Origin of the sequence: Haematospirillum jordaniae (assembly GCF_001611975.1) — a bacterium.
Taxonomy (GTDB): Bacteria; Pseudomonadota; Alphaproteobacteria; order Rhodospirillales; family Rhodospirillaceae; genus Haematospirillum; species Haematospirillum jordaniae.
Genome location: NZ_CP014525.1, coordinates 1,002,122 through 1,015,716, shown reverse-complemented (window position 1 = coordinate 1,015,716; position 13,595 = coordinate 1,002,122). Strand labels below are relative to the sequence as shown.

Annotated in this window: 9 protein-coding genes; 1 reads left to right on the top strand and 8 read right to left on the bottom strand. The window is 56.2% G+C overall.

Features of this window, described 5'->3' with window-relative positions:
- Positions 1 to 253: 253 nt before the first annotated feature.
- Entirely contained in the window at positions 254 to 1,570 is a 1,317-nt protein-coding gene (locus AY555_RS04790; RefSeq protein WP_209315790.1) for an MFS transporter, read from the top strand.
- Positions 1,571 to 1,626: 56 nt separating this feature from the next.
- Here AY555_RS04790 and lpdA read toward each other — a convergent pair whose 3' ends face one another.
- The 8 genes from lpdA to AY555_RS04745 all read right to left on the bottom strand — a co-directional run bounded on the left by lpdA (position 1,627) and on the right by AY555_RS04745 (position 13,358).
- Positions 1,627 to 3,027: a dihydrolipoyl dehydrogenase gene (gene lpdA / locus AY555_RS04785; RefSeq protein ID WP_066134118.1), complete on the bottom strand. Its 1,401-nt coding sequence runs from the start codon at positions 3,025 to 3,027 to the stop codon at positions 1,627 to 1,629.
- A gap of 98 nt (positions 3,028 to 3,125) precedes the next feature.
- Entirely contained in the window at positions 3,126 to 4,397 is a 1,272-nt protein-coding gene (gene odhB / locus AY555_RS04780) for a 2-oxoglutarate dehydrogenase complex dihydrolipoyllysine-residue succinyltransferase (protein ID WP_066134115.1), read from the bottom strand.
- A gap of 46 nt (positions 4,398 to 4,443) precedes the next feature.
- Positions 4,444 to 7,365, bottom strand: coding sequence for a 2-oxoglutarate dehydrogenase E1 component (locus tag AY555_RS04775; RefSeq protein ID WP_066134113.1), 2,922 nt, complete (start codon positions 7,363 to 7,365; stop codon positions 4,444 to 4,446).
- Between the two features lie 161 nt (positions 7,366 to 7,526).
- Positions 7,527 to 8,402 carry a succinate--CoA ligase subunit alpha gene (gene sucD / locus AY555_RS04770; protein WP_066134110.1) on the bottom strand — a complete coding sequence of 292 codons (876 nt, stop codon included), beginning with the start codon at positions 8,400 to 8,402 and terminating at the stop codon, positions 7,527 to 7,529.
- Between the two features lies 1 nt (position 8,403).
- The gene (sucC, locus tag AY555_RS04765) at positions 8,404 to 9,603 is read right to left on the bottom strand and encodes an ADP-forming succinate--CoA ligase subunit beta (protein ID WP_066134108.1); all 1,200 of its coding nucleotides are present in this window, start codon (positions 9,601 to 9,603) and stop codon (positions 8,404 to 8,406) included.
- Between the two features lie 47 nt (positions 9,604 to 9,650).
- The gene (gene mdh / locus AY555_RS04760; RefSeq protein ID WP_066134106.1) at positions 9,651 to 10,610 is read right to left on the bottom strand and encodes a malate dehydrogenase; all 960 of its coding nucleotides are present in this window, start codon (positions 10,608 to 10,610) and stop codon (positions 9,651 to 9,653) included.
- Positions 10,611 to 11,194: 584 nt separating this feature from the next.
- Positions 11,195 to 12,319 (bottom strand): cell division protein ZapE, encoded by a 1,125-nt coding sequence (gene zapE / locus AY555_RS04750; RefSeq protein WP_066134101.1) that lies wholly within the window; start codon positions 12,317 to 12,319, stop codon positions 11,195 to 11,197.
- 106 nt (positions 12,320 to 12,425) lie between these two features.
- Positions 12,426 to 13,358 carry a DHH family phosphoesterase gene (locus tag AY555_RS04745; protein WP_066134098.1) on the bottom strand — a complete coding sequence of 311 codons (933 nt, stop codon included), beginning with the start codon at positions 13,356 to 13,358 and terminating at the stop codon, positions 12,426 to 12,428.
- Positions 13,359 to 13,595 lie beyond the last annotated feature (237 nt).

Sequence of the window (13,595 nt, the reverse complement as noted above, 5' to 3'; positions counted from 1 at the left end):
GATGGGAACAACACAGATGGTATGACAGCTCAACAGAGACGTACAGACATATTCCTACCGCCACACAGACTCTGTGGGACCAGACCACAAACACGTTGATATAGATTTCTTGAAGTTTGATCAACCTTATGTATTTTACATTCGCGGGTCGGGCAGCCGGGCCCATACCTCGCCTTTTGCCTGGGTGAATGTGCCGCCAAGCCCGGGGTATCCCTGTCAACAGGACACAACGGGTCTTCATGAAAGGATCGCCGTGTTCAGCAAATCGTCTGTCAAGCATGACGGCATGTCTGCCGTTGATCATAAAACCCTGTGCCTGGCCGCCTTGGGGGGGGCACTGGAGATTTATGACTTCATTATCTTCGTGTTTTTTGCCCTGACAATCAGCCAGCTGTTCTTTCCACCCGAAGGACCGGAATGGTTCCGTCTTTTACAGACAGTGTGTGTCTTTGCAGCAGGCTACTTGGCTCGCCCGCTTGGCGGCATCCTGATGGCCCACTTTGCCGACAGACACGGGCGCAAGAAAGCCTTCAGCCTCAGCATCCTGATGATGGCCCTGCCCTGCTTCGTTATCGGTGCCATGCCGACCTATGCTGAAATTGGGTACCTGGCTCCGGGCATACTTCTGCTATTGCGCATTATTCAAGGCGCAGCCGTCGGGGGAGAGGTGCCCAGCGCCTGGGTTTTTGTGGCGGAACACGCACCGGCTCACCGCCGTGGCTATTCCCTTGGTCTTTTGCAGGCTGGCCTGACCTTGGGCTATCTGCTTGCCGCCATTGTTGCAACCCTGCTGGCCAAAACTTTCACCCCCGAAGAGATGCTGGACTACGGCTGGCGCCTGCCCTTCCTGATCGGAGGCTTTTTTGGCATCACCGGGGTTTGGCTGCGTCAATGGCTGAACGAAACCCCGCTCTTCATCCGCATGGCCACCATGCGTGACCGTTCCGGCAAGTTCCCCTTGGGCGATGTCGTACGCACACAGTCCGCATCATTGATTCCGGCTGTTATCCTGACATGTGTGCTTGCATCTGCTGTCATTGTTCTGGTGGTTGTGACGCCGACCATGCTGCAAAAGCTGTTTGGCATGTCGGCCGAGTCTACCTTCTCTCTCAGCTGCGTTGCCATCATGTGCCTGAACATTGGCTGCGTCATCGCCGGCATGGTGGTAGACCGGATCGGAGCCTGGAAGGGCGTAATGCTGTACAGCGTGCTTCTGCCCATTGGCGTTACCGTTCTGTATGCCGGTATCCTGGGGGGCGGTGCTTGGCTCATTGCGGCGTGTGTTGTCTCTGGCCTTTGCTGTGGCATTGTTGGTACGGTTCCATCGGTTATGGTTGGCCTGTTCCCAACAGAAATGCGGGTATCAGGCATTTCGCTGACCTACAATATTGCCTATTCCCTGTGGGCTAGCTTTACTCCACCTCTGCTGATTGCCCTGATGCCGGAGAACACTTGGATCTGCGTGTGGTTTGCCTTAGGCATGGGGGTTATTGGCCTGATCACAGCCTCTCTGTACCGTCATCGTTGCATCCGGATGGTATCCATTCAGGGAACACCGGCAGAGGCATAAAGCCGCCACAAAAAACCCGGCCATACGGCCGGGTTTTCTTCAGATACAGCACCTGTTCAGATATGCAGGGGACGCTTGTCCACAGCCAACATAGCTTCCTTGATTGCCTCTCCAAGCTGGGGGTGCGCATGACTGGAACGGGCTATATCTTCAGCAGAAGCCCCGAACTCCATGCCTACAACCACTTCCTGAATCAGGTCACCGGCCATGGCTCCCACAATGTGGCACCCCAGAACCCGGTCAGTTTTTGCATCGGCAAGAACCTTGACCAATCCGTCGGTCGTATTATTGGCCCGCGCCCGCCCGTTAGCCGTAAAGGGGAACTTGCCAACCTTATAGGCCACACCGTCCGCTTTCAGCTGTTCCTCTGTTTTCCCGACCATGGCTATTTCAGGATCCGTGTAAACCACAGACGGAATAGCCCCGTAGTTGACGTGCCCGGACTGACCGGCCAGAAGCTCGGCTACGGCCACGCCTTCTTCCTCGGCCTTGTGGGCCAGCATCTGCCCGCCGATCACGTCACCAATAGCGAACACGCCCTGGACCTTGGTCTGATAGTCATGATCAACAGCAATAAAACCGCGGGAGTCCGGAACAACACCAATGCTCTCAAGACCCAGTCCCTCGGTATAAGGGCGACGCCCGATGGCCACCAGCACCACATCAGCATCCAGGGTCTCACCGGCACCACCCTTTGATGGCTCCAGCTTCAGGGATACACCCTTCTTGCCCGTAGAAGCGCCCGTGACCTTGTATCCCAGACGGAAGTTCATCCCCTGCTTTTCCAGAATTCTCTGGGCCTGCTTGCGGATCTCGCCATCCATTGGCGGCAGGATAAAGTCCAGATATTCGACGACTGTCACCTCCGCCCCTAGGCGACGCCAGACCGACCCCAGCTCCAGACCAATCACTCCGGCCCCGATCACCACCATCTTCCCCGGAACAGACGACAGCGAAAGCCCACCGGTGGACGAGACAATACGCTTCTCGTCAATGGCAACACCCGGCAAAGGCATGACGTCCGACCCGGTGGCAATCACAATATTCTTTGCCTGCACCGTCTGGACTTGGGCACCACTGACCTGCACCGTACCCGGTGCGGTAATCTTTCCTGCACCCTTGATGTAGGCGATCTTGTTTTTCTTGAACAGAAACTCGATGCCGCCAGTATTGTCCGAGACCACCTTGTCCTTGTGGGACATCATCTTGGGTAGATCCAGCCGGACGCCGGACACAGCAACGCCAAGATCACCCATATGGTGGGACGCATGCTCATACATGTGTGTAGCATGCAACAGAGCCTTGGATGGAATACATCCGACATTGAGACAGGTCCCGCCCAGTGCGCCGCGCTTTTCGACACATGCGACCTTCATGCCAAGCTGAGCCGCCCTGATGGCGCAAACATATCCGCCCGGCCCCCCGCCAATGACAACCAGATCGTAGACTTCCGACATGCGATATACCCTTCTGGAAAGGATGTGACAAACCCCACGCCCCGGGGCCAGAAACAAACAACGGAGGGCTGGATTCCCGGCCCCCCGTCAACACACAACTAGATATCCATCAGGATCCGTCCCGGATCCTCAAGGCATTCCTTCACCCGCACTAGGAAGGTAACAGCCTCCTTGCCATCAATAATGCGGTGGTCATAGGACAGGGCCAGATACATCATCGGGCGGGCTGCAATGGACCCATCGGGCATGACCATCGGGCGCATCTGGGTCTTGTGCATTCCCAGAATGCCGGACTGCGGCGGGTTCAGGATCGGCGTAGACATCAGGGAGCCATAAACCCCGCCGTTGGACACCGTAAACGTACCACCCTGCATGTCTTCCATGGTCAGCTTGCCATCACGGGCCTTCTTGCCAAAGTCACCAATTGTCTTCTCGATCTCAGAGAAACTGAGGCGGTCGCAATCCCGGACAACCGGCACAACCAACCCCTGAGGCCCACCAACCGCCACCGAAATGTCATAGTAGTTCTTGTAGATAATGTCATCGCCGTCAATTTCGGCATTCACAGCCGGAATCTCCTGCAAAGCCTGCACGCAGGCCTTCACAAAGAAGGACATAAAGCCAAGCCGGACACCATGGCGTTTTTCAAAGGCGTCCTTGTAACGGTTGCGCAGCTCCATGACACTGGTCATGTCCACTTCGTTGAACGTGGTCAGCATGGCAGCTGTATTCTGGGCATCCTTCAAACGTTTGGCAACGGAACGACGCAAGCGGGTCATCTTCACCCGTTCTTCACGCGGACCACGGGCCATGGTTGCTGCTGCACCCGGCTGCATCGCCACCGCAGCCTGAGCCGCCGGGCTCGGAGCCGATTTGCCGGACGCAAGAAACGCTTGTACATCTTCCTTGGTCAGGCGGCCATCCTTGCCGGATGCCGGTATCTTGGACGGATCTAGGCTGTGCTCCTCCACCAGCTTGCGCACGGCCGGCGACAATGGATAATCGGCATTGGCACCGGAACGGGCCATAGGAGCAGGCGCAGCAGGTGCCGGCGCTGCCTTGGCCGGGGCCGAAGCCGCAGGAGCCGAAGCTGCCTTGGCCGGAGCAGCAGAAGATCCGGCAGAGCCGGCAGCCCCTTCGTTAATCCGCCCCAGAATGGCACCCACAGCCACCTCGGCACCGACATCGGCAACAATCTCTGCCAACGCACCGGAAACCGGGGCATTGACCTCGACCGTCACCTTGTCGGTTTCAAGCTCGACCAATGGCTCATCAGCCTTGACCGCGTCGCCCGGCTTCTTGAACCACTTGGCAACGGTTGCTTCGGAAACAGATTCACCCAGGGCGGGGACTTTGAGTTCGGTAGCCATGACGTCCTCGATTGTGTCGTCGTATTACGGCGGAGCAGCCCGGCAATCAAGCCGGCTTGCCCGGGGTGGGTGCCCGTCGGAAGGGCTGTGGCAAATCCTTGAAGGCCCAAGACAGTGCTTGTTCAACCAGTAGAGCCTGTTCGGCATTGTGCTTTTTATAGCTGCCTGTCGCAGGGGAAGCCGAAGCCGTGCGACCGACATAATGAATCTTTCCGGTTTTGTGGCCCATTTCTTCCAGAAGAACATCCAGACGCATCTTCACAAAGGTCCAGTATCCACCATTGGCTGGTTCTTCCTGACACCAGATAATCTCTGCACCCGGGTAACGGGACAACTCGCGGACAATGGCAGCCTTTGGCCATGGATAGAGCTGCTCGACCCGTATGATCGCAACATCCCCGATATCCTGATCCATACGGGCCTGTAACAGATCATAGTAGACCTTGCCACTGCACAGGACGACCCGACGCACCTTCACATTCTTCTTCAGGTCGCCGGACTTCTCGCCAATCACACGCCGGAATGCAGACCCTGGGCCAAACTCTGACAATGTGCTGACTGCCAGCTTGTGACGGAGCAGAGATTTCGGAGTCATGATAATCAGTGGCTTGCGGAAATTCCGGCGCAACTGACGACGCAAGGCATGGTAATAGTTGGCAGGGGTTGTCAGGTTGCAGACCTGCATGTTGTCCTCGGCGCACAGCTGAAGATAACGCTCCGGACGGGCAGAAGAATGCTCCGGCCCCTGCCCTTCGAAACCATGCGGCAACAAGACAGTCAGACCCGACAGGCGCAGCCACTTTGACTCCGAGGACGCGATGTATTGGTCAAAGATAATCTGGGCCCCGTTGGCAAAGTCCCCGAACTGGGCCTCCCAGAGGGTCAGGCCGTTGGGTTCGGCCATCGAATACCCGTATTCGTAACCCAGCACCCCGTATTCCGACAGTGGACTGTCCAGAACCTCGTACTGGGCTTGGCCTGTACGGATGTTATTGAGGGAAATATAGGTTTTCTCGCTTGTCTGATCGACCAGAACCGAATGACGCTGCGAGAACGTACCGCGCCCGCAGTCCTGACCGGACAAGCGAACCGGGTGTCCTTCCAGAAGCAGAGTTCCGAAGGCAAGGGCTTCACCGGTTGCCCAGTCAATATCCTTGCCTGTCTTGAACATGTCTTCCTTTGCCTTGAGCTGGCGCAGGATCTTACGGTTGACGTCGAAATCCTTCGGTGGCGTGTAAAGGGCGCGACCCACATCTTTCAGGACATCAAGCGGAACCTGGGTGTCATACTCCTGGCTTTCCTCTTCATCCGAAAGACGGGTCAACCCCTTCCAGCGGCTTTCAAGCCAGTCCGCCTTGTTGGGCTTATAGGAGGCAGCCGCCTGGAACTCCTGCTCCAGATGCTGCTGGAAGGCATCATAGATACCGTCAGCCTCGTCAGATTTCAGAACTCCGTCCGCAACCAAGCGCCCAGCATAACGCTTGCATGTCGTTTCATGCGCACCAATCCGACGGTACATGTTTGGCTGCGTGAACGCCGGCTCATCGGATTCATTATGGCCGTGACGACGGTAGCAAACAATATCCAGAACCACATCGGAGCCGAAGGTCTGGCGATACTCAACAGCAATGCGAGCCGCGTGGACAACAGCGTCTGGATCATCCCCGTTGACGTGCAGGATTGGGGCCTGCACCATTTTGGCAATCTCGGTGCAATACGTTCCCGAGCGGCTGTACTGGGGCGCCGTTGTAAAACCAATCTGGTTGTTGATCACAACATGAATGGTCCCGCCGGTGCGATACCCTTTCAGCTGGCTCATCACAAAGCACTCGGCCACCACTCCCTGGCCAGAAAATGCGGCATCGCCATGCAGAAGGAGCGCCAGAACACGGGTCCGGGCTGTATCGCCCAGCTGGGTCTGACGGGCACGCACCTTGCCCAAGACAATGGGATCAACAGTTTCCAGATGCGATGGGTTGGCCTGCAATGAAAGGTGAACCATCTTGCCGCCAAACTCGCGGTCAACCGATGTCCCCAGGTGATACTTCACATCGCCGGACCCCTGAACTTCGTCAGGGTTCGAAGAGTTCCCCTGAAACTCAGAGAACATGGCCCGGAACGGCTTGCGCATGATGTTGGTCAGCACATTCAGCCGGCCCCGATGCGCCATGCCAATTACAACTTCCTCGATACCCAGTTGGCTGCCCCGGTGCAGGATCTGTTCGATCGCCGGGATCGTTGCTTCTCCCCCCTCAAGCCCGAACCGCTTGGTCCCGGTGTACTTGACCTGAAGGAATTTCTCGAACCCCTCGGCTTCGCACAGACGCTCGTAAACAGCCCGACGCCCGAGGGCAGGACCATCACCCGGCACACGGGGGGCTTCAATCCGCTCCTGTATCCAGGCCTTCTGGTCCGGATACTGAATGTGCATGAACTCCACACCGATGGTATCGCAATACGTTTTCCGGAGCAGAGTCAGGATCTGGCGCAGCGTAGCCTTTTCCAGCCCAAAAGCGTCATCAATGAAAATTTCGCGGTCCAAGTCAGCTTCGGTGAAGCCGTAGGTACGATAATCCAGCTCGGGATGTGGTGTCGGCTCGTTAATCCCCAAGGGATCAAGGGTCGCCATCAGATGGCCACGGACCCGATATGTTCGGATTATCATAAGGGCACGTATGGAATCCAAGGCCCGTGCACGAACCTCGGCTTCTGATACACCACCCCCACCGCAGGGCTTTTTCTTGTTGCCTCCGGCCGGGGCATCAGCATCAGCAGCGCCAATAACCTTGGTCTTCGAACGTCCCCAGACCGGACCGGATACTTCCCGCGCCAAGGCAGCGGGGTCATCCATCAGTTCCTTGAACATGCCGATCCAGCTGGGATCGACCGACGACGGATCATCGAGGTACCGCTGGTACAACTCGGCGATAAAGGCGGCATTGGCGCCGGTCAAGAACGAAGCTTCCACGCTTCCTGTCCTTTACGTCATACCCGTTGTTGAACAAACCGCGATCGGACCGGGATGTTCCGGCGCGGTGCGGGCCACATCACACAAACGCATCCCAACAGAACGGATGCGCAGGAAACCGGAAACCACAACGCGTGACAACCGGTTTCCCCATCATCATCTCAACCCTTCATCAACGACAGCATGGTGCTGCCAAGAGCGGAAGGACTGTCCGCAACCACAATGCCGGCAGAGCGCATGGCTTCCATCTTGGCATCAGCCGTGCCCTTGCCACCGGAGATAATGGCACCGGCATGGCCCATTCTCTTGCCCGGAGGCGCTGTCACCCCGGCAATGAAACCGACCATGGGCTTTTTCACCTTGCTCTTCTTGATGAACTCGGCCGCTTCTTCCTCGGCAGATCCACCAATTTCGCCAATCATGATGATGCCCTGGGTTTCCTTGTCAGCTAGGAACATTTCTAGGCAATCAATGAAGTTGGTTCCGTTAACCGGGTCACCACCAATGCCAATGCAGGTAGACTGCCCCAATCCCGCAGCCGTCGTCTGTGCCACCGCTTCATACGTCAGCGTGCCGGAGCGTGAGACCACGCCGATCTTGCCACGCTGGTGAATATGGCCGGGCATAATGCCGATCTTGCACTCACCCGGAGTGATGACACCCGGGCAGTTGGGGCCAACCAGACGGCTGCGCGATCCGGACAAGGCCCGCTTGACGCGCACCATATCCAGAACCGGTATCCCTTCGGTGATGCAAACAATCAGTTCCATCTCGGCTTCAATAGCTTCGAGAATAGCGTCAGCCGCACCCGGGGGAGGAACATAGATCACCGATGCATTGGCCCCGGTCTTTGCCCGGGCATCAACCACAGTGTCAAACACCGGCAGGTCCAGATGACGCGACCCACCCTTCCCCGGGCTGGTGCCACCCACCATCCGGGTACCATAGGCAATGGCCTGCTCGGAATGGAACGTACCCTGCTTGCCGGTAAAACCCTGGCAGATAACCTTGGTATCCTTACCAATAAGAACGGCCATTTTATTTTGCCTCCTTCACGGCTTTGACGACCTTCTCGGCCGCGTCCGCCAGGTTGTCGGCGGCAATAATGGGCAGACCGGACTCACGCATAATCTTTTTGCCAAGGTCAACATTCGTGCCTTCTAGGCGGACCACCAGAGGAACGTTCAACGATACCTCACGCGCGGCAGCCACCACGCCCTCGGCAATAACATCACACCGCATGATCCCGCCAAAGATATTGACCAAGATCCCTTTGACGTTGGGATCACGGAGAATGATCTTGAAGGCTGTTGTCACACGCTCCTTGGTCGCACCACCGCCAACATCCAAGAAATTGGCCGGTGAACCACCATAAAGCTTGATGATGTCCATCGTTGCCATGGCCAAACCGGCACCGTTGACCATACAACCGATTGAGCCATCCAGCTTGATATAGTTCAGGGCGTGAAGAGCCGCCTCGATTTCCGAAGGGTCTTCCTCATCCTCGTCACGCAGGTCGGCAAGTTCTTTGTGGCGGTACAGGGCGTTGTCATCAAAGGACATCTTGCAGTCCAGAGGGATGACCGTGCCATCACCTGTCACAACCAGTGGATTGATTTCCAGCAAGGCAATGTCCAAGCCTAGGAAACAGGTGTACAGGCTGGTCAGCAGCTTGCCGAAAACCTCGACCTGTGACCCTTCAAGACCCAAGGCAAAGGCCAGCTTGCGACAATGGAATCCGGAAATCCCCGAAGCTGGGTCAATATCCTGGACGATAATCTTTTCCGGGGTGCGGGCGGCTACTTCCTCGATATCCATACCGCCTTCGGTGGACACCATGACCGCAACACGCGACGTAGCCCGGTCAACCAGCATCGACAGGTACAGTTCACGACGGATGTCACAGCCAGATTCAATGTAAACCCGCTTGACTTCCTTGCCGTCCGCGCCGGTCTGATGGGTCACCAGTGTCTTGCCCAGCATCTGTCCGGCATTCACCTTGACGTCATCAACGGACTTGACGACACGAACGCCACCCTTGTCTCCGGCGGCAGATTCCTTGAACTTGCCTTTTCCACGCCCACCGGCATGAATCTGGGACTTTACGACAAAGACCGGCGACGACAGGCCAGAGGCGACCTTTGCAGCCTCATCGGCGGTATAGGCAACACCGCCCGCCAAAACAGGAACGCCAAACTTCTTCAGCAGTTCCTTGGCCTGATACTCGTGAATATTCATGTTTCAGCCTTCTCCTGGTTTGCCCCCCGGGGGAGGACTGTTGTGACCTACCCCTTGGGCATCAATTCCCGGGACTTGGCAATCAGGCCACGGACGGAATCAACGGAATGATCGAACATTTCCTTTTCGTCCTTGTTGAGCTTGATCTCCACGATCTTCTCAACACCCTTGTCGCCGATAATAACAGGCACACCAACATAAATGCCGTCCAGCCCATACTGCCCGTCAACCCAGGCTGCGCAAGGCAACAGACGGCGCTGATCCTTAAGATAGGACTCCGCCATCTGAACTGCAGAAGCAGCCGGCGCATAAAATGCCGACCCCGTCTTCAGCAGGCCAACAATCTCGGCCCCGCCATCACGGGTCCGCTGGACAATCTGGTCCAGCTTTTTCTGGGAGATCCACTTCATTTTTACCAGATCCGGCAACGGAATACCGGCAACCGTGGAATAACGAACCAGCGGCACCATGGTGTCACCATGACCACCCAGCACAAACGCGGTAATATCCTTGACCGAGACCTTGAATTCCTCGGCTAGGAAATACCGGAAGCGGGCGGAATCAAGAACACCAGCCATACCAACGACCTTGTGATGGGGCAGGCCAGCCGCCTCGCGCAGCACCCACACCATGGCATCAAGCGGATTGGTAATGCAGATCACAAAAGCCTTGGGGCAATACTGGCGGATCCCCTTCCCAACAGAAACCATGACCTTGGCATTGGTTTCGATCAGGTCATCGCGCGACATACCGGGCTTGCGGGGAACACCGGCCGTAACAATCACGACATCGGCACCAGCAATGGCAGAATAGTCCGTGGCTCCGGAATAGGCGGCATCGACACCCTCCACCGGCGTGGATTCGGCGATATCAAGCCCCTTCCCTTGCGGGATACCGTCTGTGATGTCGAACAGGACGACATCGCCCAGTTCTTTCAGACCGATCAGATGCGCCAGCGTGCCGCCGATGTTGCCAGCACCGACCAGAGCAATCTTCTTGCGTGCCATGGAAAATCCCCTCGTATGATTACGAACTGCGCGAATGCCAAAGGCCAAGTCCGCTCGTCGCGTTTCCCGGACGGGTACCGCGCGGGAGTCGACAACCCCGACAGGCGGCCTTCGATAGCCTGATTTTGCACGGAAAGCAAGCCGCCAGGACACACACTTTCCGGTATCACACAACGACATACCCACCTAAAAACAAGTCGGCATGCCAACACCGCAGGCATAAAAACACACCGGAGGAACAGCACCTGCAGACAAACAGTTTCTTTCCCCGAACACACAGCCAAGGGCATCTGCAGGCTACGCTGCAGAACGCTTCTCTCAAGGCAAAAGCCCGAACCGTCCAAGGCCGGCCCCGGCAACACCTGTCTTGTGCCTGTGGGGACCATTGTCGCGATCGACCCCTCTTGACCATGCTGCATCGCATGCAGCCGTCCAAACAGCACCGTATCCCGTACCATACGCCATGCCAAAGGTTTTGACGGCTGTTTTTCGCTCTGGATGCATGATGGAAAACAAGACCCCGTGCCAGGGACGCAAACACGCGAATCTCCCCACGACGTCAGACACAACAAGGGGAAACGTGGTCATGCCACGTGACGTGCACCAATATAGCTCTCTGATTGCATTTCCATCAGCCTTGACACCGTTCTCTGGAATTCAAAAGCTCCATCCCCGTCGGGATACAAATGCTCCGGATCCGCCTCTGCCGACAGGACAAGCAAGGTTTTATGGTCATAAAGAGCATCAATCAGCATGACAAAGCGGCGAGCATGATCACGGTTATGCGGCCCCAGAACGGGAACACTGTCCAGAACAACAGCATCATACGCAGAAGCAAGATGCAGATAATCCGCCGCCGCCAAAGGACGTTCACACAAGTCACGGAATGAAAAACGGGCCACATCCCCGGCAGCAAGGGGCACAGGAAGGGCACGCCCGTTGATATCAAGCTGTACCGGCACCGCGGCCAATCCTCCGGCCAAGCGGGCGAATGCATCGTCCAGCGCCCGATCCGCGTGCGATCCCAGCGGAGTATGGTAGATCTGCGCTCCCTTCATCCGACCCAGCCGATAATCCGTTGGCGACGTCAATTCCAGCAAATCAAGCCGCGTTTTGATCATGCTGATGAAGGGCAAAAATTTCTCGCGCTGCAGACCATCCTTGTAAAGTTCATCCGGAGCACGGTTCGAGGTCACAACAATCACAGCACCAGCACGAAACAATTCCTCGAAAATACGACCAATAATCATGGCATCGGCAATATCGCGAACCTCTAGCTCATCCAGACACAACAACCAGCTTTCCTGTGCCATGCGTCGTGCAAGGGGTGGCACAGGATCGGTCCCGTCACGGTCTGGGCTTTTGCGCCAAGCGTGCACCGCCTTGTGGAAATCACGCAGGAATTCATGAAAGTGGACTCTCCGGCAAGCCTTGACCGGGGCTGTATGGACAAAGACATCCATCAGCATCGACTTTCCGCGTCCAACCGGGCCATACAGATACAAACCCTGGGGCGGATCCATGTCCGGAGACATCCGCGCAAAACCAAAGCGGGCACGCCACCCGCTGCGGCCCAAAGAGGGCTGATATCCTTTCAGTGCGTGATGCAGGGAATTCAACTTTTCCGCTGCCAGCTCCTGCACAGGATCGGCACGCAGACACCCTTGGGCAAGGCGGGCACGGTAAAGAGACAGGGGATCATCATTCATGGCGGTTCCGGGTCCACGTTATATGTCAGCACAAGGCCGCAAAGCGTTAGACCAAAAACAGACAAATACCAAGGGCAAGGAATACAGTAAGCCTGCCCCGGGCGTGTCAGGACGCCATGTTCAGACGCGCCACCAGAACCTCTATCACCTGGGAGGCATCCTGATGCCAAACCTGACACGTTCCAGCATTGGCATGGCCACCGCCACCGTACTTCAGCATCAACTCGCCGATATTGGCTTTCGAGGATTTGTCGAAGATCGACTTGCCAACCGCAAAAACCGTCTTTTCGTTTTGAAAGCCGCGCATGATATGTATAGAGACATTCGCATCCGGATACAGCGCATACACAAGGAAACGGTTGCCGACATAGATCGGGTCCTCTTCCCTGAGATCAATAATGGCCACCTTGCCCTTGACCGTTGTGCAACGGCGCATCTGGACCGTGAACTTTTCCTGCTGTTCGAAGTAAAGGTCGATTCTTTCACGGACATCAGGCAGGGCCAGAACATCCTGAATGGTATGATCCAAACAATAATCGATCAGATTCATCATCAGCTGGTAATTGGAAACCCGGAATTCCTTGAACCGCCCAAGCCCTGTCCGGGCATCCATAAGGAAGTTCATCAGGTTCCAGCCTTCCGGCTTCAGAACCTCTTCGCGAGTGAAATTGGCGGAGTCACCTTTGTCAACGGCCAGCATCATATCTGCCGTTACTTTCTTAATGACCTTTTCAGCACCATAGTACTTATAGACTACGCGCGCCGCCGAAGGCGCATCCGGATCAATAATATGATTCTCGGGCTTGCCACCGATCCTTATGGTTTCTGACAGATGATGGTCAAAAGCTAGGTGCACACCCGGTACGTACGGCAGGTTGGTTGTGATGTCACGTTTTGACACCTCGACCTTGCCATCCTGCATGTCCTTGGGATGGACGAACTTGATATCATCAATCATATCAAGTTCTTTGAGGATCATGGCACAGACCAGACCATCAAAGTCACTGCGGGTCACAAGACGGAACTTGGTTTCCGACATCCGCACACTCCCCTGACCATCGCCGGACAGCCGGCAACCCCGGCCACGATACAACATGCAACACGATACCTTCCCCCCCGCCATCAGGCAACACATGCCTGCATAACCATGTCCAGATACGCAAGCCGGAAAAATAACTGACACACCCACACGTACCGGATCATGCTGTTTCCAGAACATTTGCGAGAAAGAGAATTGCATAAATATAATCTTACGTTCACATTATGACGAATAATA

Coding starts and splice junctions, on each gene's coding strand:
- lpdA (WP_066134118.1), bottom strand. CDS start 3,027: ATGTCGGAAGTCTACGATCTGGTTGTCATTGGCGGGGGGCCGGGCGGA.
- odhB (WP_066134115.1), bottom strand. CDS start 4,397: ATGGCTACCGAACTCAAAGTCCCCGCCCTGGGTGAATCTGTTTCCGAA.
- sucD (WP_066134110.1), bottom strand. CDS start 8,402: ATGGCCGTTCTTATTGGTAAGGATACCAAGGTTATCTGCCAGGGTTTT.
- sucC (WP_066134108.1), bottom strand. CDS start 9,603: ATGAATATTCACGAGTATCAGGCCAAGGAACTGCTGAAGAAGTTTGGC.
- mdh (WP_066134106.1), bottom strand. CDS start 10,610: ATGGCACGCAAGAAGATTGCTCTGGTCGGTGCTGGCAACATCGGCGGC.
- zapE (WP_066134101.1), bottom strand. CDS start 12,319: ATGAATGATGATCCCCTGTCTCTTTACCGTGCCCGCCTTGCCCAAGGG.
- AY555_RS04745 (WP_066134098.1), bottom strand. CDS start 13,358: ATGTCGGAAACCAAGTTCCGTCTTGTGACCCGCAGTGACTTTGATGGT.